Source organism: Azonexus sp., from assembly GCF_041909095.1.
GTDB lineage: Bacteria > Pseudomonadota > Gammaproteobacteria > Burkholderiales > Rhodocyclaceae > Azonexus.
In genome coordinates, this window is sequence record NZ_JAYREB010000008.1 from 90,903 (window position 1) to 115,399 (window position 24,497).

General features: G+C 65.8%; 27 protein-coding genes. 8 read left to right on the top strand and 19 right to left on the bottom strand.

Translation table 11 applies throughout. From position 1 onward, the window contains the following. Positions 1-300: 300 nt before the first annotated feature. The 6 genes from ACE3OV_RS14410 (at position 301) to ACE3OV_RS14435 (ending at position 6,598) form a co-directional block, all read left to right on the top strand. Positions 301-1,413 (top strand): FIST signal transduction protein, encoded by a 1,113-nt coding sequence (locus ACE3OV_RS14410; RefSeq protein WP_374328061.1) that lies wholly within the window; start codon positions 301-303, stop codon positions 1,411-1,413. Positions 1,414-1,477: 64 nt separating this feature from the next. Then, positions 1,478-2,173 (top strand): urease accessory protein UreF, encoded by a 696-nt coding sequence (locus ACE3OV_RS14415; RefSeq protein WP_374328062.1) that lies wholly within the window; start codon positions 1,478-1,480, stop codon positions 2,171-2,173. A gap of 3 nt (positions 2,174-2,176) precedes the next feature. Then, positions 2,177-2,782, top strand: coding sequence for an urease accessory protein UreG (ureG, locus tag ACE3OV_RS14420; RefSeq protein ID WP_374328063.1), 606 nt, complete (start codon positions 2,177-2,179; stop codon positions 2,780-2,782). 65 nt (positions 2,783-2,847) lie between these two features. Further along, positions 2,848-3,303, top strand: a complete 456-nt coding sequence (locus ACE3OV_RS14425; protein WP_374328064.1) for a cytochrome c — start codon at positions 2,848-2,850, stop codon at positions 3,301-3,303. A 4-nt stretch (positions 3,304-3,307) separates the two neighbouring features. Next, positions 3,308-4,921 carry an NAD(P)/FAD-dependent oxidoreductase gene (locus tag ACE3OV_RS14430; protein WP_374328065.1) on the top strand — a complete coding sequence of 538 codons (1,614 nt, stop codon included), beginning with the start codon at positions 3,308-3,310 and terminating at the stop codon, positions 4,919-4,921. 63 nt (positions 4,922-4,984) lie between these two features. Continuing rightward, positions 4,985-6,598 (top strand): Na/Pi cotransporter family protein, encoded by a 1,614-nt coding sequence (locus ACE3OV_RS14435; protein ID WP_374328066.1) that lies wholly within the window; start codon positions 4,985-4,987, stop codon positions 6,596-6,598. Positions 6,599-6,601: 3 nt separating this feature from the next. Here the strand turns inward: ACE3OV_RS14435 and ACE3OV_RS14440 are convergent, their stop codons facing one another. The 7 genes from ACE3OV_RS14440 to ACE3OV_RS14470 all read right to left on the bottom strand — a co-directional run bounded on the left by ACE3OV_RS14440 (position 6,602) and on the right by ACE3OV_RS14470 (position 12,846). Then, positions 6,602-7,552: an alpha-E domain-containing protein gene (locus ACE3OV_RS14440; RefSeq protein ID WP_374328067.1), complete on the bottom strand. Its 951-nt coding sequence runs from the start codon at positions 7,550-7,552 to the stop codon at positions 6,602-6,604. After that, complete coding sequence (locus ACE3OV_RS14445) at positions 7,546-8,967, bottom strand: circularly permuted type 2 ATP-grasp protein (RefSeq protein WP_374328068.1); 1,422 nt, start codon at positions 8,965-8,967, stop codon at positions 7,546-7,548. The genes ACE3OV_RS14440 and ACE3OV_RS14445 overlap by 7 nt, the downstream gene beginning before the upstream one ends. Positions 8,968-9,163: 196 nt before the next feature. Continuing rightward, complete coding sequence (locus ACE3OV_RS14450; RefSeq protein ID WP_374328069.1) at positions 9,164-10,345, bottom strand: acetyl-CoA C-acyltransferase family protein; 1,182 nt, start codon at positions 10,343-10,345, stop codon at positions 9,164-9,166. Positions 10,346-10,370: 25 nt separating this feature from the next. Continuing rightward, positions 10,371-11,294, bottom strand: coding sequence for a CobD/CbiB family protein (locus tag ACE3OV_RS14455; RefSeq protein ID WP_374328070.1), 924 nt, complete (start codon positions 11,292-11,294; stop codon positions 10,371-10,373). A gap of 43 nt (positions 11,295-11,337) precedes the next feature. Beyond that, entirely contained in the window at positions 11,338-11,925 is a 588-nt protein-coding gene (locus tag ACE3OV_RS14460; RefSeq protein WP_374328072.1) for a CoA pyrophosphatase, read from the bottom strand. Then, a complete protein-coding gene (locus ACE3OV_RS14465) occupies positions 11,922-12,179 on the bottom strand; it encodes a hypothetical protein (protein WP_374328073.1) in 258 nt (85 codons plus the stop codon). Before ACE3OV_RS14465 ends, ACE3OV_RS14460 begins: the two co-directional genes overlap by 4 nt. 10 nt (positions 12,180-12,189) lie before the next feature. Further along, positions 12,190-12,846 carry a TIGR02281 family clan AA aspartic protease gene (locus ACE3OV_RS14470; protein WP_374328075.1) on the bottom strand — a complete coding sequence of 219 codons (657 nt, stop codon included), beginning with the start codon at positions 12,844-12,846 and terminating at the stop codon, positions 12,190-12,192. Here ACE3OV_RS14470 and ACE3OV_RS14475 point away from each other — a divergent pair. Then, entirely contained in the window at positions 12,845-13,558 is a 714-nt protein-coding gene (locus ACE3OV_RS14475) for a type 1 glutamine amidotransferase (RefSeq protein ID WP_374328077.1), read from the top strand. The genes ACE3OV_RS14470 and ACE3OV_RS14475 overlap by 2 nt on opposite strands. A 46-nt stretch (positions 13,559-13,604) precedes the next feature. On the opposite strand, the gene ACE3OV_RS14480 is transcribed toward ACE3OV_RS14475, so the two are convergent. From ACE3OV_RS14480 to ACE3OV_RS14505, 6 genes are read right to left on the bottom strand one after another with little or no spacing between them, the layout of a single operon-like run. Next, positions 13,605-14,099, bottom strand: a complete 495-nt coding sequence (locus ACE3OV_RS14480) for a YajQ family cyclic di-GMP-binding protein (RefSeq protein ID WP_374328080.1) — start codon at positions 14,097-14,099, stop codon at positions 13,605-13,607. A 6-nt stretch (positions 14,100-14,105) separates the two neighbouring features. Then, complete coding sequence (locus tag ACE3OV_RS14485; protein WP_374328082.1) at positions 14,106-14,417, bottom strand: pyrimidine/purine nucleoside phosphorylase; 312 nt, start codon at positions 14,415-14,417, stop codon at positions 14,106-14,108. Position 14,418: 1 nt separating this feature from the next. Then, positions 14,419-14,640: a DUF2788 domain-containing protein gene (locus tag ACE3OV_RS14490; protein ID WP_374328084.1), complete on the bottom strand. Its 222-nt coding sequence runs from the start codon at positions 14,638-14,640 to the stop codon at positions 14,419-14,421. Positions 14,641-14,643: 3 nt separating this feature from the next. After that, on the bottom strand, positions 14,644-15,876 hold the full coding sequence (locus tag ACE3OV_RS14495; protein ID WP_374328086.1) for an argininosuccinate synthase: 1,233 nt from the start codon (positions 15,874-15,876) through the stop codon (positions 14,644-14,646). Between the two features lie 32 nt (positions 15,877-15,908). Beyond that, positions 15,909-16,829 (bottom strand): ornithine carbamoyltransferase, encoded by a 921-nt coding sequence (argF, locus tag ACE3OV_RS14500; RefSeq protein ID WP_374328087.1) that lies wholly within the window; start codon positions 16,827-16,829, stop codon positions 15,909-15,911. Between the two features lie 4 nt (positions 16,830-16,833). After that, complete coding sequence (locus ACE3OV_RS14505) at positions 16,834-18,006, bottom strand: aspartate aminotransferase family protein (protein WP_374328089.1); 1,173 nt, start codon at positions 18,004-18,006, stop codon at positions 16,834-16,836. Positions 18,007-18,145: 139 nt separating this feature from the next. Here ACE3OV_RS14505 and ACE3OV_RS14510 point away from each other — a divergent pair, with 139 nt between their 5' ends. Further along, positions 18,146-18,922, top strand: coding sequence for a ParA family protein (locus ACE3OV_RS14510; RefSeq protein WP_374328091.1), 777 nt, complete (start codon positions 18,146-18,148; stop codon positions 18,920-18,922). Here the strand turns inward: ACE3OV_RS14510 and ACE3OV_RS14515 are convergent. The 6 genes from ACE3OV_RS14515 to ACE3OV_RS14540 form a co-directional block, all read right to left on the bottom strand. Then, positions 18,909-19,124 carry a hypothetical protein gene (locus ACE3OV_RS14515; RefSeq protein ID WP_374328092.1) on the bottom strand — a complete coding sequence of 72 codons (216 nt, stop codon included), beginning with the start codon at positions 19,122-19,124 and terminating at the stop codon, positions 18,909-18,911. The genes ACE3OV_RS14510 and ACE3OV_RS14515 overlap by 14 nt on opposite strands. A gap of 109 nt (positions 19,125-19,233) precedes the next feature. Beyond that, a complete protein-coding gene (locus ACE3OV_RS14520) occupies positions 19,234-20,295 on the bottom strand; it encodes a hypothetical protein (RefSeq protein ID WP_374328093.1) in 1,062 nt (353 codons plus the stop codon). A gap of 1 nt (position 20,296) precedes the next feature. Beyond that, positions 20,297-20,836: a hypothetical protein gene (locus ACE3OV_RS14525; protein ID WP_374328094.1), complete on the bottom strand. Its 540-nt coding sequence runs from the start codon at positions 20,834-20,836 to the stop codon at positions 20,297-20,299. A 107-nt stretch (positions 20,837-20,943) separates the two neighbouring features. Beyond that, a complete protein-coding gene (locus ACE3OV_RS14530) occupies positions 20,944-22,224 on the bottom strand; it encodes a mechanosensitive ion channel family protein (RefSeq protein ID WP_374328096.1) in 1,281 nt (426 codons plus the stop codon). Next, positions 22,221-23,489: an RsmB/NOP family class I SAM-dependent RNA methyltransferase gene (locus tag ACE3OV_RS14535; protein ID WP_374328098.1), complete on the bottom strand. Its 1,269-nt coding sequence runs from the start codon at positions 23,487-23,489 to the stop codon at positions 22,221-22,223. Before ACE3OV_RS14535 ends, ACE3OV_RS14530 begins: the two co-directional genes overlap by 4 nt. Then, positions 23,486-24,496: a DUF3108 domain-containing protein gene (locus tag ACE3OV_RS14540; RefSeq protein WP_374328100.1), complete on the bottom strand. Its 1,011-nt coding sequence runs from the start codon at positions 24,494-24,496 to the stop codon at positions 23,486-23,488. The genes ACE3OV_RS14535 and ACE3OV_RS14540 overlap by 4 nt, the downstream gene beginning before the upstream one ends. Position 24,497: the final 1 nt, after the last annotated feature.

The window sequence follows — 24,497 nt, forward strand, 5'->3', positions numbered from 1 at the left end:
TCACTCGAACAAACTGCGCCAACGCAGCGCGACGCGGATTCTGGAGAAAGGTTCCGGCCAGGAGAAGTGACAAATTGTCGCACCAGGCTATGCGGCAATTTGCCGCATAGCAACGCATAAACAATGACTTAGAATTTTCGGTTCAATTTTTTCCAGGCATCGGGCAATTCGCGGCGAGCAGCGTCGCCAGCCCGGCGAAGCGCGACAACGGCAGAGCGGCGCGGCGAGGGTACAATCTCCGGCAAGACCCGACCCGATCCGAGGCCGGGAAGAGATCCAAATCCCGCGGAGCCGCAACCGATGAGTCCCTGCTTTTTCCAGCAATTCGACCCGGACAAGATCGCCGGCTGGCTGGACCGCCTGCAACAAGCCGCCCCCGAAACCCTGCTCTTCGCCCTGTTGCCGGAGGCCGGCACCCATCACGTCGGCGCCTTGCAGACACTGTGCGCCGCCCGCCGGATCGCGCTGCTCGGCGCGATCTTTCCGGCGCTGATCGACGGTGAGCACTTCGCCAGCGATGGCATCGTGCTGCACCCCCTGCCCACGGCAAAATCCCATTTCCTGATCGATGATCTGGACGGTGACCCGGCAACGGCCGCCGCCCGAATCGCCGCCGCCCTGCCGGCGGACGAGCCGGCCAGCCGGGAAACGCAGTCCCTGTTCCTGGTTTTCGACAGCATGCAGCCCAACACCAACACGCTGCTCACCCATCTTTTCGCCGGGCTTGGGCAGCGTTTCCACTACAGCGGCGTCTGCGCCGGCAGCGAAAGCTTCCAGCCCATGCCCTGCCTGTTCGACGGCGAACGCCTGCTCGGTTTAGGGGTCTTGGGCTTCATCCTGCCGGCAACGCAGACGATCTGCGTCGAACACGGCTACCCGGTGGCCAAATCGCTGATGCGCGCAACCTCGACGCAGGGCAACCGGATCGACCGCATCGACGGCAAACCGGCGATGGCCGTCTATCAGCAGGTGATCGCCGACGATTACGGCATTGCCCTGACGCATGAGAACTTCTACGACTACGCAGTGCACTACCCCTTTGGCCTGGTCAGCTCGCTGGAAATTCTGGTCCGCATCCCGGTCGCTTTCAACGCCGACGGTTCGATCTTCTGCGTCGGCGAGGTGCCGCCCGATTCGATGCTGCGCCTGCTGCGCGCGCCCTCGCTCGCCGCCAGCACCTGTACCGATCGCCTCGCCGCCCAGCTCGACCAGACGGCCAGCCCGCTGCTCACCTTCTACTGCGCCGGCCGGCGCCTGCATTTTGCCGCCGATGCCGGCCTCGAACTGGCGGAACTGCAATGCAAGTCCGGTGCCTCGCCGCAACTCGGCGCACTGTCGCTGGGCGAAATCGCCAGCGACGCCGAACTGGGCATTCCTTCCTTCCACAACGCTGCCCTGGTCTGCCTGCGCTGAACGGCGCGCCGCCTGCGCACAACTGCGTATTGGCCGGCGGCCGCCGCCGGGAGACAATGCCGCCATGTCGCCCGCCCTGCCTTCGTTACAACTCGCCCGCCTGCTGCAACTCGCCAGCCCGGCCTTGCCGGTAGGCGCCTACACTTATTCGCAGGGGCTCGAATGGGCGGTCGAATCCGGCGTCGTCGGCAACGAGGCCAGCGCCGGGCGCTGGCTCGGCGACCTGCTGGCGCATGGCATCGGCCGCTACGAGGCGCCGCTGGTGGCGGCGCTGATCGCCGCCTGGGACGCCGGCGACATGGCGGAAGTACAGCGCCTCGACGCAGAATTCCTGGCCAGCCGCGAAAGCGCCGAGCTGCGCGCCGAAACGGCGCAGATGGGTTTTTCGCTGCGCCGCCTGCTGCGCGACCTGCGCGACGAGTCGCTGGCCGGTGTCGGCAGCGTCGTCGAAGCGCAGCCCGAAGTCGCCTTCCCCACCGTCTGGGCCGGCATCGCCGCCGCCTGGAAGCTGGCCCCGGCGGCAGCGCTGACCGCCTACCTGTGGGCCTGGGCGGAAAACCAGGTGATGGCCGCGCTGAAAGCGGTACCGCTCGGCCAGGCTGCCGGCCAGCGCCTGCTCGCCGATCTCGGTGCCCGCCTGCCGGCGATCGCCGAAGCAGCGCTGACGCTGCCGGAAGCTGCCTGGTCGAACTTCACGCCGGCCTTCGCGATTGCTTCCGCCCGCCACGAAACCCAGTATTCCCGTCTCTTCAGATCGTAAAACATGAGCAAACAAGCCCTTAGAGTAGGGATCGGCGGCCCCGTCGGTTCCGGCAAGACCGCCCTGACCCTGGCGCTGTGCCAGGCCCTGCGCGAGCAGATCGACATGGCCGTGGTCACCAACGACATCTACACCGCCGAGGACGCCAAGTTCCTGGTCAATCATTCGGCGCTGGCGCCCGAGCGGATCATCGGCGTCGAGACCGGCGGCTGCCCGCACACCGCCATCCGCGAAGACGCCTCGATCAACCTCGAAGCGGTCGACCGGCTGCAGCGCGCCTTCCCCGGCGTCGAGCTGATCCTCGTCGAATCGGGCGGCGACAACCTGGCGGCGACTTTCTCGCCGGAGCTCTCCGACCTCACCATCTACGTCATCGACGTCGCCGCCGGCGAGAAGATTCCGCGCAAGGGCGGTCCCGGCATCACCAAGTCCGACCTGCTGGTGATCAACAAGATCGACCTCGCGCCCATGGTCGGCGCCTCGCTCGACGTGATGGCGCAGGATGCGAAGGCGCAGCGTGGCGAACGCCCCTTCGTATTCAGCAACCTGAAGACCGGCGAGGGACTGGCGACGATCATCGCCTTCATCCGCGAGCGCGGCATGCTGTGACCCCGGGGCTGGCAGGAGGGGCGGTTATAATCCGCCCTTCGCTTCAAACCCCGTTCAGGAAGAACATGCAGAAAATCGGCAGAATCGCTCTCCTCGCCCTGTGTTCGGCCACCCTTCTCGGCGCCTGCGGCGAGCCCGAAGACACCCGCCCCGGCCAGCCGGTGAAGACCCGGCAAACCGCGTTCAAGGAAATGATCAAGGTCTTCGAACCGATGGGCGTGATGCTGCGCGGGAAACGCTACGAGGAAGAGAAGTTCCTGCGTCTGGCCACCGCCCTGCACGAGAAGCGCGACGGCCCCTGGGCGCATTTCGGTCCCGACACCAATTACCCGCCGACCAAGGCGACGCCGCTGGTCTGGCAGGAACCGGAACGCTTCGCGCGCCAACGCGACGGCTTCCTGAAGGCCACCGACGAACTCCTGGCCGCCGCCCGGAGCAAGGACCAGGCGCGCATCCAGGCCGCCTACGACGCGGCCTACGCCAGTTGTCAGGACTGCCACAAGCCGTTCAAGACGCGCTGAAACCATGCTCCGCCTGACCGAACTCAAACTGCCGCTCGACCATCCGCCGGCGGCACTGCGCCCGGCGCTGTGCGCCCGCCTGGGCATCGCCGACGACGAGCTGGTCGATTTCCACATCGTCAAGCGCAGCCATGACGCGCGCAAGAAGTCGGCGATCGTCTTGATCTACCAGATCGACGTCGCGCTGCGCGACGAGGCCGCCGTCGCCGCCCGCCTGGCCGGCGACCGCCATGTCGTGCCGGCACCGGACATGGATTACCACTTCGTCGCCCGCGCCCCCGCGGGGCTAAGCGAACGCCCGGTGATCATCGGCATGGGCCCCTGCGGCCTGATGGCCGGGCTGGTGCTGGCGCAGATGGGCTTCCGGCCGATCCTGCTGGAGCGCGGCAAGGCGGTGCGCGAGCGCACCAAGGACACCTGGGGATTGTGGCGCAAGCACCAGCTCGACCCGGAATCCAACGTCCAGTTTGGCGAGGGCGGCGCCGGCACCTTCTCCGACGGCAAGCTGTACAGCCAGATCAAGGACCCGCGCTTCCTTGGCCGCAAGGTGATGACCGAGTTCGTCAAGGCCGGCGCGCCGGAAGAGATCCTCTACCTGAGCAAGCCGCACATCGGCACCTTCCGTCTGGTCAAGATGGTCGAGAACATGCGCGCGACGATCCGCGAACTGGGCGGCGAAATCCGCTTCGGCGCCCGCGTCGAACGCCTGCTGACCGAGCACCGCCAGGTCACCGGCGTCGAACTGGCCGGCGGCGAGCGCATCGCCAGCCGCCACGTCGTGCTGGCGATCGGCCACAGCGCCCGCGACACTTTCGAGATGCTGCACGCCGAGGGCGTCTATGTCGAAGCCAAGCCCTTCGCCATCGGTTTCCGCATCGAGCATCCGCAGACGCTGATCGACAAGGCCCGTTTCGGCCCCAACGCCGGCAACGAACTGCTCGGCGCCGCCGACTACAAACTGGTGCACCACTGCGCCAACGGCCGCGCCGCCTACAGCTTCTGCATGTGCCCGGGCGGCCAGGTGGTCGCCGCCACCTCGGAACCGGGGCGCGTCGTCACCAACGGCATGAGCCAGTATTCGCGTGCCGAACGCAACGCCAACTCGGCGCTGGTGGTCAATGTCAAGCCCGAGGACTTCCCCGCCGACTACCGGCAGAACCCGCTGGCCGGCATCGACTTCCAGCGCCACTGGGAAAGCCAGGCCTTCATCGCTGGCGGCAGCAGTTACGACGCACCGGCGCAGCGGGTCGGCGATTTCCTCGCTGGCCGCCCGTCGACCGCGCTGGGCAGCGTCGAACCGTCGTACCAGCCGGGCGTGCACCTGACCGACCTCGCCCAGTGCGCGCCGGCTTTCGTGATCGACGCGCTGCGCGAGGCGATTCCCGCCTTCGACCGGCAGATCAAGGGCTTCGCGATGGCCGATGCGCTGCTCACCGGAGTCGAAACACGCACCTCATCGCCGATCCGCATCAAGCGCGGCGACGACTACCAGAGCATCAACACGCGCGGCCTTTACCCGGCCGGCGAAGGCGCTGGTTACGCCGGCGGCATCCTGTCGGCCGGCGTGGACGGGATCAAGGTGGCGGAAGCCCTGGCGCTGGCGATGCTCGAGCGCTGAGCGGCGCTTGACGACGGCGGCCGCAGACCGCAATCTGGCTGCCAGAAAACCGTAGGGGCAGTTATGGAAGGAATCAATCTGGCGGCGATGCTTGGCGGCGTCGGCCTTTTCCTGCTCGGCATGACGATGATGACCGACGGCCTCAAGCTGGCGGTCGGCCCCTCGCTCTCCGGCCTCCTCCACCGGTGGACGGCGACCCGCCTGCGCGGCCTGCTGTTCGGCATCGTGGCGACGGCGCTGGTGCAGTCGTCGAGTGCCATCACGGTGGCGGCGATCGGTTTCGTCAATGCCGGCCTGCTGCCGCTCGGCCAGTCGCTGTGGGTCTTCTTCGGCGCCAACGTCGGCACCACCTTCACCGGCTGGCTGGTCGCCGTGATCGGTTTCAAGCTCAAGCTGGAGGCGGCGGCGCTGCCGCTGATCGGCGTCGGCGTCCTGCTTCGTCTGTCTGGCCAGGAGACACGGCGCGGCGCGATCGGCAATGCGCTGGCCGGCTTCGGCGTGCTCTTCCTCGGCATCGGTTTCCTGCAACAGGCTTTCGCCGCCGGCGGCAACGCCATCGATCTCAGCCAGTTATCCGGTCACGGCCTCTGGTCGATCCTCGCCTTCGTCCTCGCCGGCGCCGTGCTGACCGCGATGATGCAGGCTTCGGCCGCCACCCTGGCGATCGTCCTGACCCTGGCCGAAGCCGGCGTCCTGCCGCTGAGTGAGGCCGCCGGCGCGGTGATCGGCGCCAACATCGGCACCACGGCGACAGCGTTGCTGGCGTCGATCGGCGCCACCCCGAACGCCCGCCGGGCGGCGCTGGCGCATGTGCTGTTCAACCTGCTCACCGCCGTCGTCGCCCTGCTCGCCCTGCCGCTGCTGCTCGCCCTGATCGGCCGCCTGCGCGAGCTGCTCGAACTGGGCGCCCAGCCGGCAGTGACGCTGGCGCTCTTCCACAGCGTCTTCAACCTGCTCGGCGTGATCCTGATGTGGCCGCTCACCGAACGCCTCAGCCGTTATCTGGAAACCCGCTTCCGGACGCGCGAGGAAGAAATCGGCCGCCCCCGCTACATCGACCGCAACGTCGGCGCGGTACCGGCGCTGGCGGTCGACGCGCTGCAGCGCGAAGTCTCGCGCCTGGGCAACATCGTCCTCGAACTGGCGCGCCAGCGCAGCACGCCGGCAGATGGCGACGGCGCCCCCGCCTGGCCGGCGCTCGATCCCTTCCCGGCGCTGGCGCGCGCCATTGTCGATTTCGTCACCGAGGTCAATCGCCACCCAATGCCGGCCGATACGGCACGCAACCTGGCGGCGCTGCTGCGCGTTCATCGCTACTACGACACCTGCCACGAACTGTGCGCCGAGATTGCCGCCATCCATGCCCTGCCATCAGGTGTCGACGCCGGTCAGGCCGAAGCGATGCGCGACCTGGCGGCGCAGGCACGGCAACTGCTGGAACAACTCGACCCGCAACCCTCAGGCCAGCCGCAGCTGGCGGAAAACGCCCTGCCCGATTTCGAACTCGCCTACCACGCCCTGAAGGCCGGCCTGCTCGAAGCCGGCGCCAGCGGCCGGCTGCCGATCGCGACAATGGAGGAGTTGCTCGGCGGTTTCAGCGCCCTGCGCCGTCTGGTCGAACAGGCGCACAAGGCGGCAAGCACGCTCGCCGGCTTCGCGCCACTGCCCGCCGCCTGAGGTTCAGGCCGCCTCGGCCATCGGCACCAGAAAGTCCTTGCTGATGCCATTGCCGATCAGGTAGATGCGGTCCATGAAGTCGGTCAGCCACTCGTGCAGGCCGGCTTCCAGCAGGTCATCGATGCGGCCGTAGCGCAGCTGCGAGTAGAGCTGGCCGGCCTGACGCAGGGTCTCGCCGGAATGGCTGTTGGCGACCAGCTCCAGATTCTTGACCACACCATTGAGGCAGAAGCGCAAGGAGCGCGGCATGTCGCTGTTGAGGATGAGCAGTTCGGCAACCCGCTCCGGCGTGATGACATCGCGGTAAACCTTGCGATAGACCTCGAAACCGGACACCGAGCGGAGCAGCGCGCCCCACTGGTAGAAATCGGTCGCTTCTTCCTCCTCGCCGTGCGGGCGCAGCACGTGGTACTTGACGTCGAGGATGCGCGCCGTGTTGTCGGCGCGCTCGAGCAGCGTGCCGAGGCGGATGAAGTGGAAGGCTTCGTCCTGCAAGAGCGTGCCCAGCGTGGTGCCGCGCGACAGCGAGGAACGCATCTTGACCCACTCGAAGAACTCGCCGATGCCGGCGTTGGCGATCTGCTCGAAGCTCTTTTCGCGGGCTTCCAGCCAGGTGGCGTTCATCGTCTCCCACATTTCCGTGGTCAGCGTGCCGCGCACGGCGTGGGCATTCTCACGCGCCATGCGCAGGCAGCTGTGGATTGACGAGAAATTGTCGGGATCGCTGACCATGAAGCGCAGCACGTTCTCGCCGGTGACCGTGTCGTACTTGGCGGCGTAGGCTTCCTCCAGGCTGTTCAGGGCGATGATCGCGGCCCAGCTCTGGTTGGTTGCGCCTTCGGACTGCGGCACCAGCGACATCTGCCAGGTCACGTCGAGCAGGCGGGCGAGGTTCTCGGCGCGCTCGATGTAGCGCGACATCCAGAACAGGTGATCGGCGGTACGGCTCAGCATGATTCATCCTCCAGAACCCAGGTATCCTTGGTGCCGCCGCCCTGCGACGAATTGACGACGAGCGAGCCCCTGGTCAGCGCGACCCGGGTCAGGCCGCCGGGCACCATATTGACGCACTTGCCCGAGGACAGCACGAAGGGGCGCAGGTCGAGGTGGCGCGGTGCGATGCCTTCTTCGACGAAAGTCGGGCAATTGGACAGCGCCAGCGTCGGCTGGGCGATGTAACCATCCGGCTTGGCGAGCAGCAACTGGCGGAACTTCTCGATCTGTTCCTTGCTCGAGGCCGGACCGACCAGCATGCCGTAGCCGCCGGCGCCATGCACTTCCTTGACCACCAGTTCGGCCAGGTGGTCGAGCACGTAGGCGAGATCGTCCTTCTTGCGGCACATGTAGGTCGGCACGTTGTTCAGCCTCGGCTCCTCGCCAAGGTAGAAGCGGATCATCTCCGGCACGTAGGGGTAGATCGACTTGTCGTCGGCGACGCCGGTGCCGATCGCGTTCGACAAGGTGACGTTGCCGGCCTGGTAGGCCTTCAGGATGCCCGGCACGCCGAGCGCCGAATCGGCACGGAAGGCGAGCGGATCGAGGAAGTCGTCGTCGATCCGGCGGTAGATCACATCGACGCGTTGCGGCCCCTGCGTCGTGCGCATGTACACCGTGTCATTCTTGACGAAGAGGTCGCGCCCCTCGACCAGTTCGACGCCCATCTGCTGAGCCAGGAAGCTGTGTTCGAAATAGGCGCTGTTGTAGGCGCCCGGGGTCAGCACGACGACGGTCGGGTCGGCGATGCCCTGCGGCGCGACGGCGCGCAGCTTTTCCAGCAGCATGTCCGGGTAGTGCTGCACCGGCGCCACCTTGTGCCGGGCAAAGAGTTCGGGGAAGAGCCGCATCATCATCTTGCGGTCTTCGAGCATGTAGGAGACGCCCGACGGCACGCGCAGGTTGTCCTCCAGCACGTAGAACTCGCCGGCGCCGGCACGCACCACGTCGACGCCAGCGATGTGCGCGTAGATGCCGCCCGGCACGTCGACGCCCTGCATCACGGCACGGTACTGGGCGTTGTTCAGCACCTGCTCGGCGGGAATCTTGCCGGCCTTGAGGATTTCCTGGTCGTGATAGATATCCCACAGGAACATGTTGAGCGCCCGCACCCGCTGGCGCATGCCGCGCTCCAGCGCCTTCCACTCCGCTGCCGGGATGATGCGCGGAATGATGTCGAAGGGAATCAGGCGTTCCTTGCCGGCTTCCTCGCCATAGACGGCGAAGGTGATGCCGACGCGGTGGAAGGCCAGGTCGGCTTCGGCCCGCTTGCGCTCGATGCGCTCGGGCGGCGTCTCCCGCAGCCAGCTCTCGTATCCCTTGTAGTGCTCCCGGACGCCGCCGTTGGCGTCATACATCTCGTTATAGAAGTTCATTTTGGACTCGTCACTGAGGATGCTCTCGCAGATCTTTCAGCAGAATCCATGCCACGCCCCAAAATGGCATCGAATCAGTGAGTTGGCAAAAGGCCGCAGAAACTACCGCCCCAATCTGGTGCCGTATCAATTCATGGTGGTGCAAAAAAAAATCGCCGGCAACTGCCGGCGATTTTCAGGCTGGAACCTGCTTGCGTCAGGCGCGTTCGAAAATCACCGCAATACCCTGGCCGCCACCGATGCACATCGTCACCAGCGCGTACTTGCCGCCGATGCGCTCGAGTTCGTAAAGCGCCTTGGTGGCGATGAAAGCACCGGTACAGCCGACCGGGTGGCCGAGAGCGATGGCACCGCCGTTCGGGTTGGTCTTGGCGGGATCGAGACCAAGGCACTTGGCCACGGTCAGCGCCTGGGAGGCAAAGGCTTCGTTCGATTCGATGACGTCCATCTGGTCGAGCGTCAGGCCGGCCTTCTTGAGCGCCAGCTTGGTCGCCGGGATCGGGCCTTCGCCCATCACGTCATTCGGCACGCCAGCGACGGCATAGCCGGCGATGCGGGCCATTGCCTTGTGGCCGGACCTGGCGGCAACATCGGCAGCGGCCAGCACCATGAAGGCGGCGCCGTCGTTGATGCCGGAAGCGTTACCGGCGGTAACGGTACCGTCCTTCTTGAACGCCGGCTTCATCTTGGCCAGGCTTTCCATCGTCGTGCCACGCTTCGGATGCTCGTCGGTATCGAAAACGACTTCGCCCTTGCGCGTCTGCTTGACGATCGGCAGGATCTGCGACTTGAAGTAGCCGGCATCGATGGCGGCGGCGGCGCGACGCTGCGATTCGACGGCGAATTCATCCTGCTGCTCGCGGGTGAAGCCGTGCTTTTCCGCCAGGTTCTCGGCGGTGATGCCCATGTGGCCGACGCCGAACGGGTCGGTGAGGACGGCAACCATCGAATCAACCGCCTTGGTGTCGCCCATGCGCGCGCCAGAACGCAGCGCCGGCAACAGGTAGGCGGCCTTCGACATGACTTCGACGCCACCGCCGATGCCATAGTCGGCATCGTTCAGCATGATGTTCTGGGCCGTGGTGACGATGCCTTGCAGGCCGGAAGCGCACAGGCGGGAAACCTGCATGGCGACGGAATCCATCGACAGACCGGCCTGGATCGAGGCAACGCGGGAAACGTAGGCATAACGGGAATCGGTCGGCATCGTGGTGCCGACGGTGACGTAGTTGATCGCCAGCGGATCGACACCGGAACGGGCGATCGCTTCCTTCATCACGATGCTGGCCAGTTCGGTGCTTTCAAAGTCGGCCAGGGAACCGCCGAAGGCACCAATCGGGGAGCGGACTGCGCTCAGGACAACAACTTCTCTGCTCATGTAAGACTCCTTGTGAAAATTATTATCAGCCCGCCAGATTGGCCAGCCCCAACAAAAAGAGCAACAACACCCACAACACCGTCGCTCGCCAGACCAAGCCAACGGCACTCTGCATGAAATCGACGTCGGCCGGTTCGCCCAGGCCGAGCTCGGCCCGGTCGGAAACTTCGCCTTCGTCCACCACCGAGCCACCCAGTTGCACACCGAGCGCCCCGGCGCCGCTCGCCAGCACGATGCCGAGATCGCGGTCCGGCCACAGCGCCGGCTGCGTCCGCCAGCAATGCACGGCATCCTCGAAATCGCCGACCACGGCGAAGGCCGACGCCGTCGTCCGCAACGGCAACCAGTCGATCAGGGCGAAAGCCTGCCTGGCGAATGTGACGAACTCATTATGCGCCGCGCCGCCAAGCACTGTCCAACGCTCGCGCACGATCAGCGCCAACCGGTAAAGCAGCGCGCCGCACGGCCCCGGCAACAGGACAAACCAGAGCAGAACGGCAAAGACATGGCGATGCGAGGCGGCCAGCGCGCCCTCGATCGACAGCCGTGCCACCTCGCGCGCGCTCAGGCCCTGCGTCGGCCGGTCCTGCCATTCGCCGAGCAACTGGCGGGCCCGTTCGAGATCGCCAAGGCGCAAGGCCAGTTGAATCTCGGTGTAATGGTGGCTGAACTGGCGAAAGCCCATCGTCAGGTAAAGCACACCGACGTTGAGCAGCCAGGCGAGCAGCGGACTCAGCGCGTAGCACGCGTAATAGAGTCCGGCCAGCAGCACCACCGGCAGGGCGACTGCGAGCAGCCAGGCGCCGATGCCATGGTGGCGGGCGCCGGCGTTGAAGCGCGACTCGATGAAATCGGCCCAGGCCTCGAGTGGCGTCGCGACGATGCGCCGGTAGTCCAGCGGCTTGAACTGCTCGATCAGGAAAACGGCGATCAGCGAAAAGAGGCTCATGGGGCAAGGCGGCAATCAACTGCCATGTTTCTTCGTATCGGAGTCAAGATACCACAAGCCTTTCGCTCAGCGAACGGATCATGCCGGCGGTCGCTCCCCAGATGAAATGTCCGTCATAGGGCATGGCGTAGTAATGGCGCAGCGCGCCGCGCAGATGCACCGAATGCCGCTGGTGGTTGGCATGGTCGAGCAGGAAGGCGAGCGGTACTTCAAAAATATCGGCGACCTCGAAAGGATCGGGCGTCAGGTCGAAGGGCGGGGTCACCGCGGCGACCACCGGCACGACGCAGAACCCCGTGCCGGTGCGGTACTCCGGCAGGTAGCCGAGGACCTCGATGTGACGCCGGGCGAGGCCGATCTCCTCCTCGGTTTCGCGCAGCGCGGTTGCCAGCGGCGAAGCGTCGACCGCCTCGACCCGGCCGCCGGGAAAGCTGACCTGGCCAGCGTGATCGCGCAGATGGGCGGTACGCTGCGTGAGCAGCACGGTATGACCGGCGGCGCGCCGGACGATCGGAAAAAGCACGGCAGCCGGCGTCAGATTGGCGTTCGTCGCGCCGTCCTCGACCACCGCCTCGCCCACCGGCGGGTTCGTCAGCAGGCTGCGGCGCAGGCTTTCCAGGTCGATGCTCATGCGCCGGCCGAGTCCTCCTCGATTTCGGCATGTACCGCCGACAGCGCATCCTGCAGGGTTTCCTCGCTCAAGCCGTTGATGCTGGTGGCGACGACATCGGCCGCCTCGACCGCAGCCACCGGCAGGCGCTTGCTGTCGAGCGAGGCGATCAGCGCAGCGCTGGCGCCAACCACGCGCAACAGCGCCTGGCGTTCGCCCATCAGCATTTCCAGTTCCTCGCGCAGCAGCGCGATCTCGTTTGCCTGTTGTGGCATGTACTCTCTCCTAGTAGCGCTTTTTCAGCGTCATCGTACTGCCGTCGCGCTGCATTTCCATCCGGTTGAGAAAACTCATCCCGAGCAGGGCAATCGGCAGGTCATGCTGGTGGATCGCCGCGTCAACCTGGTGCAGCGTGACGCCGCCAACGCGGACGCTGTCCAGCTTGACCACGCTGATCATGGTCTGGCCGTTGGCGGTTTGCGAAAACCCCTTCTGGCCACGGTTGAAATCCAGCCCCATGCGCCGCGCATCGCTGGCGCCGAGGGAAATCATGCTCGCCCCGGTATCGACCAGGAAGCGCACGGAAGCGCCGTTGATCGTTCCGAGCGTGACGAAATGTCCCTGGCCGTCGGCGGTCAGCACGATCTTCTCGCTGGCGCCGTCGGACGCCAGGCCAACCGCGTGCTGACCGACGCGCAAGGGCCGCTTGCGGCCGCCCATCTCGATCACCGCCTGATCACCCTGCACCGACAGCACCTTGATCCCGTCGACCGTACTGCCGACCGGCACCGCCCGCGGCGGCGCGCCGTTGATCATGAGCAGTGCCTTGCTGCCCATGACGCCGGCCAGGCCGACTTCCTGCGCCAGGGCGACTGAGCTCAGACAGGCCAGGCATGCCAGCGTAAAATGCGGCATCCGGAAACGCTTTACGAGTACCGCCATGAAACCCGTTGCCATCTTTCGTCACTCCCCCACCGAAGGTCCGGGCTATTTTGCCATATTCCTTGAGCGACAAGGGATTCCATGGAAATTGATCGCCGTCGACGAAGGCGCAGCGGTACCCGCCAGCGCCGAGGAATACGCCGGTCTCTGCTTCATGGGCGGGCCGATGAGCGTCAATGACCCGCTGCCGTGGATCGATCCGATCTGCGCCCTGATCCGCGACGCCGTCGCCCGCGACATCCCGGTCATCGGCCACTGCCTGGGTGGCCAGCTGATCAGCAAGGCACTCGGTGGCCAGGTGACGAAGAACGCGGTCAAGGAAATCGGCTGGGGCGAGGCGCTCGCCGAGGACAATGAAATCGCTCGCCGCTGGCTGGGCGACTTCGCCGGCCAGGCGAATACCGTCTTCCAGTGGCACGGCGAAACCTTCAGCATCCCGCCCGGCGCCACCCGCCTGTTCGCCAACGCCTACTGCGCCAACCAGATGTACGTGCTCGGCCCGCACCTGGGCATGCAGTGCCACGTCGAGATGACGCCGGAAATGATCGCCACCTGGACCAGCCAGTGGGCCGACGAGGCGCTCGCCGTCGGCGACCTGCCGAGCGTGCAGACGCCGGACGAGATGAACGGTCAGGTCAGTGAACACCTGCCGGTGATGCGCGCGCTGTCCGACCGCCTGTACACCGCCTGGATCGCCGAGCTGCGCCGGTAAACGCAAGCGGGCGGCCGAAGCCGCCCGGCGGGTCCGTTGCCAGCGATCAGTCGCGGTAGTTGCCGTCCTTGATCGGGAAGTCGGTGATCTTCGAGCGGACCAGCGCGATCGCCTCGCGCAGTTCGTCGATCTTCTTGCCGGAAACGCGCACCGCGTCGCCCTGAATCGAGGCCTGCGCCTTGAGCTTGGCGTCCTTGATCAGCTTGACGATCTTCTTCGCCAGTTCGCTGTCGATGCCGTCGCGGATCTTCATTTCCTGCTTCGACTTGTTGCCAGAAACGCTCTGAATCTTCTGCACGTCGAGACGCTTGACGCTGTCCTTTTCCTTCTTTTCCATGGCCGGGAAAAGCAGGTCCTTGATCTGGTCGAGCTGGAACTCGGAATCGCCCCACAGGGTGATCAGCTTGTCCTTCTCGTTCAGCTCGACCTTGGCCGAAGTGCCTTTGAAGTCGTAGCGGTTTTCGATCTGGCGCGATGCGACATCGACGGCATTCTTCAATGCCACCATGTCGGCTTCGGAGGTGAAGTCAAAGGATGGCATGCTGGCTCACCCGAAGTGGCAGACGTAGTGATAGGGCTCGTCGCAGGCGATCTCGAAGCTGGAATTGCCCGGCACGTTGAACGATTCCCCGGCACCGTAGGTCTTCCACTCGTTCTCGCCCTTGAGCTTGACGCGGCAGGCACCGCCGACGCCTTCCATGATTTCCGGCGCGCCGGTGTTGAAGGTCAGACTGGCCGGCAGGATCACGCCGACCGTCTTCTTGGTGCCGTCGGCGAGGATGACGGTGTGGCTGACGCACTTGCCGTCGAAGTAAACATTGGCGGCCTTGACCACCGAAACGTTGTCGTATTGCGACATCTCAGATACCCCAGAGTTTTTGGATCACGGACTTGGCGATGAAGCCGAGCATACCGAAGGCCAGCACGAAGAAGAGGACGAAGGTCCCCGTCTTGCCAGCCTTCGACCGCCAGGCGATCTCGCCGATGATGAACAGCATGTAGAGGATGAAGGCACCGACTCCCCAGGTCGAGAAGAAGTCGGCGATCTGCTCCTCGTTGAAGCCGAATACGGTACCCTCCACCGATCAACCGCCCTTGCGCGCCTTCAGGTTGGCGGCGATGCGCATGCGCAGTGCGTTCAACTTGATGAAGCCGCCGGCATCCTTCTGGTCGTAGGCACCAGCGTCGTCCTCGAAGGTGGCGATGGTCGAGTCAAACAGCGAATCGGTCTTCGAATCGCGGCCGACGACGATCACGTTGCCCTTGTACAGCTTGAGGCGGACGAAGCCATTGACGTTCTGCTGGGTGTGGTCGATCAGGGTCTGCAGCGCGACGCGCTCCGGGCTCCACCAGTAGCCGTTGTACACCAGGCTGGCGTAGCGCGGCATCAGATCGTCCTTGAGGTGGGCGACTTCGCGGTCGAGGGTGACCGACTCGATGGCGCGGTGGGCGCGCAGCATGATCGTGCCGCCCGGGGTTTCGTAGCAGCCGCGCGACTTCATGCCGACGTAGCGGTTCTCGACCAGGTCGAGACGGCCGATGCCGTGCTTGCCGCCGAGCTGATTGAGCTTGGTCAGCACCTGGGCCGGGCTCAGGCGCTCGCCGTTCAGCGCAACGATGTCGCCCTTCTCGTATTCGATATCGAGGTATTCGGCCGCATCCGGAGCGGCTTCCGGCGACACCGTCCACCGCCACATGCTTTCTTCGGCTTCGGCCGCCGGGTCTTCCAGGTGACGGCCTTCGTAGGAGATGTGCAGCAGGTTGGCGTCCATCGAGTACGGCGAACCGCCCTGCTTGTGCTTCATTTCGACCGGGATGCCGTGCTGTTCGGCGTAGGCGAGCAGCTTCTCGCGCGACAGCAGGTCCCATTCGCGCCACGGCGCGATCACCTTGACGCCCGGCTTCAGCGCGTAGGCGCCAAGTTCGAAGCGGACCTGGTCGTTGCCCTTGCCGGTGGCGCCGTGCGAGATGGCGTCGGCACCGGTCAGGTTGGTGATCTCGATCAGGCGCTTGGCGATCAGCGGGCGGGCGATCGAGGTACCGAGCAGATATTCGCCTTCATAGACGGTATTGCAGCGGAACATCGGGAAGACGAAGTCGCGCACGAACTCTTCGCGCAGGTCGTCGATGAAGATGTTTTCCGGCTTGATGCCGAACTTAAGCGCCTTGGCGCGCGCCGGCTCGAGCTCTTCGCCCTGGCCGAGGTCGGCAGTGAAGGTCACCACCTCGCATTGATAGGTGTCCTGCAGCCACTTGAGGATGACCGAGGTATCCAGACCGCCCGAATAGGCGAGAACCACTTTCTTGACGTCGCTCATTTGCTTTTCCAGTTTCGTTTTGACAATGCCGATCAGACCTTGAGGCGGCCGAGCAGCAGGTATTCCATAAGGGCCTTCTGAACGTGCAGGCGGTTTTCCGCCTCGTCCCAGACCACCGACTGCGGACCGTCGATGACGTCCGCCGTCACTTCCTCGCCGCGATGCGCCGGCAGGCAGTGCATGAACAGCGCCTTCGGATCGGCGACCGCCATCATCTCTGCATCGACGCACCAATCGGCGAAGGCCTTCATGCGCGCTTCGTTCTCCGCCTCGTAGCCCATCGACGTCCACACGTCGGTGGTGACCAGGTCGGCGCCGCGGCAGGCGTCCATCGGGTCGGCGAAAACCGCGTAGCGCGACGGGTCGACCCCGGCGATCAGCTCCGGGTTCAACTCGTAGCCGGGCGGCGTCGACACGTGCACCTTGAAGTCGAGCACGTCGGCCGCCTGCAGCCAGGTGTTGCACATGTTGTTGGCGTCGCCGACCCAGGCCACCGTCTTGCCGCTGATGCAGCCGCGGTGCTCGATGTAGGTGAAGATGTCGGCGAGGATCTGGCAGGGGTGATATTCGTTGGTCAGGCCGTTGATCACCGGCACGCGCGAGTTGGCGGCGAAGCGTTCGATGATGTCCTGCTCGAAGGTGCGGATCATCACCAGGTCGCTCATGCGCGAGATGACCTGCGCCGCATCCTCGACCGGCTCGCCGCGCCCGAGCTGGGAATCACGGGTGTTCAGGTAGATCGCCGAGCCGCCGAGCTGCTGGACACCAGCCTCGAACGACAGGCGGGTGCGCGTGCTCGCCTTCTCGAAGATCATCACCAGCGTGCGGTCGGTCAGCGGCCAGTACTTCTGGTAGGACTTGAACTGGTCCTTGATCCAGCGCGTGCGCTCGAAGACGTACTGGTGTTCTTCGCGGGTGAAGTCCTTGAACTGCAGGAAATGCTTGATCGCCATCGTCTCACCCCGCCAGGAAGGCCTTGATCAGCGGCAGCATGCGGGCCACCAGTTCGCGGGCGTCGGCCTCGCTGAAGTTGAGCGGCGGCAGCAGGCGGATCACGGTGTCGCCGGTGACGTTGATCAGCAGGCCGGCAGCCAGCCCCTGGGCAACCAGCGCGCCGCACGGACGATCGAGTTCGACGCCGATCATCAGGCCGTGGCCGCGGATATCGACGACGCCCGAAGTGCCGGCCAGGCCTTCGGCCAGGCACTGACGGATCAGCGCGCCGATGCGTTCGGCGTTGGCCAGCAGACCTTCTTCCTCGATGCAGTCGAGAGTGGTCAGCGCCGCCGTGCAGGCGAGCGGGTTGCCGCCGAAGGTCGAGCCGTGGTTACCCGGCCCGAACAGCCCGGCAGCGCGGCCGCCGGCCATGCAGGCGCCGATTGGCACACCGGAACCGAGGCCCTTGGCCAGCGTCGCGACGTCCGGCTGGACCCCGACCTGCTGGTAGCCGAACCACTTGCCGGTGCGGCCCATGCCGCATTGCACTTCGTCGCAGATCATCAGCCACTCGTGGGCGTCGCAGATTTCGCGCAAGCCGCGGTAGTAGGCAGCATCGCGCAGGTGAATGCCGCCCTCGCCCTGGATCACTTCCAGCATCACCGCGACGATGTTGCGGTTGTGCTCGGCGACCGCCCGGATGGCGTCGAGATCGCCGTAGGGAACGCGGACGAAGCCGCCGACCAGCGGCTCGAAGCCGACCTGCACCTTGTAGTTGCCGGTCGCCGACAAGGTCGCCATGGTCCGCCCGTGGAAGGACTTTTCCATGACGATGATGGTTGGCAGCTCAACGCCCTTCTTGTGGCCGTAAAAACGCGCCAGCTTGATCGCCGCCTCGTTGGCTTCGCAGCCGGAATTGCAGAAGAACACTTCCTGCATGCCGGACAGCGCGCACAGCTTGTCGGCCAGTTTTTCCTGGCCGGTGACACCGTAGAGGTTGGAAGTGTGGATCAGGCGCCCGGCCTGTTCGGCGATCGCCGCGACCAGCTTGGGATGGGCGTGGCCCAGGGTATTGACGGCGATCCCGGACAGCGCGTCCAGGTACTCGCGGCCCTCGGTATCGGTGACCCGGCTGCCCTTGCCGTGGCTGAAAGCCACCGGCAGGCGGGCGTAGGTGTTCATGACATGCGACATGAGGCAGACCCCATAAAACGAAAACGGCGGCCATCGCCGCCGGAACGATTGCAACGCGGACCGGCGAAAATAACCGGAAAGAGTTGCAGAAAGCTGAATGTTAAGTGAAAAATAGCGCCTTGTATAGAACGGCCACACCATGCGAATCGCCATTTTCAACCAGAAAGGCGGCGTCGGTAAAACGACCACCGCGCTCAACCTCGGGGCCGCCCTGCATCGTTCGGGAAACGCCCCACTGCTTATCGATCTCGATCCGCAAGGCCACCTCTCCAGCATCCACGGCAACATCCCGCTCGCTTCCGACCAGAGCCTGTTCGCCTTTTTCCAGGATCAGCAGTCGCTGCAGTCACTGGAAGTCGAATGGGAGCACATCGGCAGCCTGATTCCGGCCCACCAGCAACTGATCAAGGTGGATTCGATCTTCGGCAAGGGACCGGCGGTTCTCAACAAGCTGCGCCTCGGCCTCGACGCGCTGGAAGCGGAACATCCCGACCGCCACTGCCTGATCGACTGCTGTCCCTACATCGGTGTCCTGGCGCTCAACGCCATCTTCGCCTGCGACACGCTGCTCATCCCGGTATCGACCGACTACCTGTCGCTGCAGGCCGCCGAACATATCACGCGCACGCTGCAGGTGCTCGAACCGGTGATGAAGCGTCGCGTCAACCGGACCTACCTGCTGACCCGTTTCGACCGTCGCCGCCGCATGAGCGAAGACGTGCGCCAGCGCCTGTGCGAGCGCTACGGCGACGACGTTCTTGACGTGGTGATTGCGGAAAACGTGACCGTCGCCGAAAGCCCCTCACTGCAGCAGGACGTCTTCCGTCACAACGCCTCAAGCAGCGGCGCCCACGACTACCGCAGCCTGCTCGCCGAACTGGCCGAACGCGGCTGCCTGCCACTCAAGACAAACTGAGCGGCAGCGTCAGACTCTCGTAATTGACCGTCCCCAGACGACCGTTCATGCTGACCCGCCGCTGCGTGCATTCGAGCACTTCGCAGTGCTTGTAGATCTGCGCCACCTTGCGCCGCGCCTCGTCCTCATCGCGCCCGTAAAAGGAAAGATGGTCGACGAGGACGCCGTTGCGCGTTCTGATCCGGAAGAGAAATTTGTTCATCGTCCCAGGCAGCATAAAAAGTCCAGACAGATCAATGTGCTGCGACAAGTATATGCCGTTGGTAGTAACAACACAATCCACCAACATTGTTAAATAAGCCCGCGCCGCCCTACTTCGCGGCGCCGCCGCCAGACCCCGGCAAGGCTTCGCCGCGCCCGACAAATGCCGACACCAGACGGTCCATGAAGGCGAACAGCAGTTCGACGCTGTAGCCGGCAAGGAAAGCCAGGGCGAACGGGGTCAGTGAGGCGAGCGGACTCGCCGCATCGCCGCCAACGCCGAACCAGGCGATGACCAGCCCGGTCAGCCCGCCGGTATAGATGCGCACCTGATAGAGACGACCGGCGACATGGGTCCGGCGCTCGATGCCGGCGGCCAGCGTGCGCAGCACGTGCAGACAACTGCCGAGCAGACCGTAGAGCAGCGGCAGCAGGTAGAGTTCGACACATTCCTTGGCCAGGCTGGCCTCCAGCCTCGCCTTGCGCATCGTCGAGAAGGGACTGGAACTGCCGGCGGCCTCGGCGAGCGCCGCACTGCGGCGGGCAATGCCGGGCACCAGGGCGCGCCAGATATCGTTCCACTGTTCGAGGGCGGCGACGCGGATCGCCAGATCGAGATCGAGTTGCTCGCCGGCCGCCTCGAGCTTCAGCAGTTCCCGGTCGTCGTCGGCGAGTTGCGCCTTGTTCAGCGTCGCCAGCCGTTCGCCGACCCGCTCCGCCTCGGCGACCAGTTGTGCCGCCTGGGCTTCGAGCCGGTTGCCGATCACCCAGTACATCTGCACCGCCAGCAGCAGCACGAGGACGACGAAGGAAGCGAGCGAGAAGCGGTAGATGCTGCGCTCGGCCAGCGTCGTCAGCTTGGGGCCGAACAACTGGTCGAGCAGCCGGCCGCCAAAGCCACGCCGGCCCTGGCGGCTCATCGTCGCCTCGATGCTGTCCGAGCTGACCGGCTGTACGGCACGGGCCAGACTACCATAGGCTTCCCAGAACCTGGTCGTCGCCGCCACCGCCGCCGCATCGGCAGCCACGTCCGGCAGTTGTCGGGCGCCGACGATGGTGGCCAGTACGCCGTCGTCGAGTTCGATGCCATTCTCGGCGGCGTAGGCGAGCAACAGGTCGGCTTCGGCGATGGCGCGGCGCAGTACCGGGTTGGCGTGCGGGGTCGGCTCCATGTCATTTCACCGTGATCGAGTAGCGACAGGGTTCGCCGCCGTCGCACAGAACCGGCGTACGGTCGGCATAGACGACGGCGACGCTCCACCGCCCAGGACCGGGGCGCGCCTTGGCGCTCCAGGTCCGCCAGTCGAAATGACCGCGCGCGCTGACTTCCTGGCGCAGCGCGGTGAGCAGTTCGCGACTGCCGGCGCTGAGAGCGATCGAATCGGTCATCTCGGTCTGCCCCTCGGCCTGCACGCCGGCGAAACTCTCGCGGAACCAGCGATGGCGGATCGGCAGGCGCCCCGCCTGCTCGAGACGAGCGAGCGCCGCCTCGCTGGCCCGGATCCGCATCCACAGTACCAGCGGTCGGCGCGCCCGGGCGTCGTTGAGGAGAACGGCCGGCTGCCGCGATCCGGGATCGACCGCGGAAGCCCAACGCGCTTCGGCGATTTCAACCAGTGGCGGGGCGGCGCCCGCGGTATCTTCCTGCTGCGCCGCGGCGCCAGATACCACCAGGGCAGCCAGGATACCGGCCAGAATATTTGCTGCCTTCATCAATCGCCCGCCTTTCCACCAGCTTCCTTGCAGAGCCAGGCAAAATAGGCCGCGGCACAAGCAATGTCAACGACATTGTTTCAAGCCAAAGGCATGAAGCAAAGGCTTCAGGAAACCCCCTGCGGCACGCCGCCGAGCAGCCGGACCTCGCGCTGCGGGAAGGGAATCTGCACGCCGTGTTCGCGGAAACTGCGCCAGATGTCGAGGTTGATCAGCGAGACGACGTTCATCTTGCCGTTCTCCGGATCGGCAACCCAGAAACCCAGCTCAAGATTGATGCTGCTATCGGCGAACTGGGTCAGCAGCACGCTCGGCGCCGGATCGGCGAGCACCCGCTCCTGGCGCTGCGCGCACTCGACCATCAGGCGCATCGCCAGTTCGAGATCGCTGTCGTAGGCGACGCCGACCGTGGTGAACAAACGCATGCGGTTGTCGGAGTAGGTCTGGTTCTGCACCGTGCTACCGATCAGGGTTTCGTTGGGAACGATGAATTCGGTACCGCCGGGATGGCGCAGCACCGTGTAACGGGTCGTGATCTGGGTGACCGTGCCGCTGTCGGTGCCGACCTGGACGATGTTGCCGATGCGGATCGAGCGGTCGAGCAGGATGATGAAACCGGAAACGTAGTTGCTGGCGATCTTCTGCAGGCCGAAACCGAGACCGACACCAAGCGCCCCGGTGAACACCGAGAGCGCCGTCATGTCGATGCCGACCAACGCCAGGCTGGCGAGCACGGCGACCACGGTGAGTACCGCCTTGGCGACGCGCACGCCGACGATGCGCAGGTTGCCATCGAGCGACTGCATGCGCATCAGGCGCCCTTCGATGACGCCGGCGATCCACAAGGCGAAAACGACAGTCAGGAAGACGGTGACGATGCCGCTGAAAATCAGCCACAGGTTGAGGTGTTGCTTACCGATCGTGAAATCGACCTGCTCCAGCGCATCGACCACATGCGGCGCAAGGTCGGTGATGTAGAGCGCCAGCCAGCCCCAGACCAGGCTCGCGATCAGCTTTTCCCAGGCGGCCAGCCAGCCGGCGCCGGGAAAGGCCTGGCGCAGCACGAAGACGACGCCGCGCACGAGCGCCATCGAGCCGAGCAGCGACATCGCCAGCTTGAGCAAGGTGACCGGGAAGAAATTTTTCAGGATCAGCAGCGCGACCCCGGTCAGCAGCATGCCGGACAAGGGGAAGGCCAGCCGGCTACCGACCTGGCGCAGATGCCAGCCCGCCTCCTGCGGATGCGTCGCCCGCCACCAGCGGGCAATGCTCCAGGCCAGCCCGAGGCTGAGCAGCAGCGCTGCCAGTTGCCAGATGAAGCTCGGTTCGCGGAAATCGGCGAGGAGATTGCCGATCAGCTTGCCGAAAGCGACACCGGAATCGTTCATGCCTGACGCTCCAGGACGGCGGCGAAGAAACCGTCGGTATCGTGCAGTTGCGGCAGCAGTTGCAGCATGGCGCCGGGCAGTGCCATGCCGAAGCGCGCCAGCACGCCGTCCGCCGGCAGCAGCACGAAAGCCGGATGGGCGGCGAGGAAGGCCTCGACGATCGCTGCGTTTTCCTCGCGCAGCAGGCTGCAGGTCGCGTACACCAGACGCCCGCCAGGGCGCACCAGCGTTGCCGCCGAGGCCAGGATGGCGGCCTGCTTGGCGGTCAGTTCGGCAACCGCGCCGGCATCCTGGCGCCATTTCAGGTCGGGATTGCGGCGCAACGTGCCAAGCCCTGAACAGGGCGCGTCGACCAGCACGCGGTCGGCCTTGCCGGCCAGGCGTTTGACCTTGAGATCGCGCTCATGCTCGATGCGCACCGGATGGACGTTGGACAGCCCGGAACGGGCCAGGCGCGGCTTCAGGTTGGCCAGGCGCTTGTCGGAAACGTCGAAGGCGTAGAGACGTCCGGTGTTCTTCATCTGCGCGCCGAGCAGCAGCGTCTTGCCGCCGGCGCCGGCGCAGAAGTCGACGACCAGCTCGCCGCGCCGCGCTTCGAGCAGCAGGCCGAGTAACTGGCTGCCCTCGTCCTGGACCTCGAAACTGCCATCGAGGAAGGCCGGGTTCCTGGCCAGCGCCGGCTTGTCGCGCAGGCGCACGGCGAGCGGCGACCAGCGCCCCGGGGCGGCGCCGATGCCGTCGCCGGCGAGCCGGGCAAGCAGCCGCTCGCGGTCGGTCTTCAGGGTATTGACGCGCAGGTCGAGCGGCGCCGGCCGGTTGAGGGCGGCGGCCAGGGCGCGGATTTCCTCGGCACTGTACTGGGCGAGCAGGCGCTCGTAGAGCCAGTCCGGCAGGTCGCAGCGCACCGCCGGCGGCAGGTCGTCATCGCGCACCGCCTTGACCCCGGCGAGCCAGGCCTCCTCGCTCGCCTTCAGCACCGGCGCCAGCTCGCGCTGGCTCCAGCCGCGGGCGACGGCGAGCGTCGCCAGCAGGCGCTGCCGGTTGTCCGGGCGTTCGCCGCAACGGGCGTCCAGGCTGCGCCGGCGGCGCAGGAAGGCAAACACCGTCTCGGCAACGAAGGCGCGGTCGGCGTGGCCAAGCTGGCGGTGCTCACGGAAATAATGCGAAACAACGGCGTCGGCCGGGTGGTCGAAACGCAGCAACTGGCCGAGCAGGTGTTCGGCATGGGCAAACAGGGCGGGAGTGAAACGGGCTTTCGTGGTCACTGCGGTTCGGCCTCGGTAATATCTATCTCGGTGGCGCGCAATTCGTAACTGTCGCCCTTCTTGTCGGTGAAGCGGATTTTAACCGGGAGTCGCCAACGGTCGAGGGCGATCCAGATTTCGCTGATGGTGTCGCCGGCGGCCCGCAGGTGCAGGGTGCGGAAACTGCCGGCCGGCGTTTCTATGGTTTCCTCCCCGAAGGCATCGAGGCTGTAGGGCTGGTACTTGCGGCCGGTGACGACACCGATCGTGCTGCCGTTTTCCGGCGCCGCCAGGTAGGCAAGCTGGTAGTTGAGCGAGAGCAGGTCCTGGCTGCCACTGGCCACCGACTGCACGCTGCCGTCGCGCTGCAGCCGGACCTGGCGCGTCTCCCAGTCGAAATCGGCGTCCTCGCCGCGCGACACGCCGTTGCGCAGGATGCGGAAGCTTTCCGGCTGCAGGCCGCCCGGCCCCAGCCGGCCGCGGCTCTCGTGCTCCTGGCGCAGCGGCTTGATCAGCGCGGCCAGGCCGCTGGTCTCGATCAGCGCTTGCAAGCGGTAAGTGCCGTCGCCGGGAAAGTCCCAGCGATGCTCGGCGCGGCCGATCTGCATGCCGAGCGAGTCCTTGACGACGACGAAGGCGAGGCGGCCGCTGCCGGCCAGTACCGGTGCCGCCGGCGGTGGTGCGGCGGGTGCTGGCGGGTGCGGCGCGGATGTCACCTCGGGCGGCAGCAGTTCGCCCGGCGTCAGGGCTTCCTCTGCCGCGCCACTGGGCGGCACGAGCGGTGGCACCACGCTTGCCGGCGGCGTTTCCGGAAGCGGCGGCGGGTTTTCCGGCGCCGCGGGCGGTGGCGCCGCGGGCGGTGGCGGCGCGGGCGCTGGCCGCGCGGGCGCTGGCGGCGGCGACCGCAGCTCGGCCAGCAAGGGCTGCGTTTCCGGCGGCTCGCCGAACATCCCGAAATCGATGCCGAACAAGGCCAGGGCGTGCACCAGCACGGACAAGGCGACGGCAAGGACCAGGATGTAACGCATC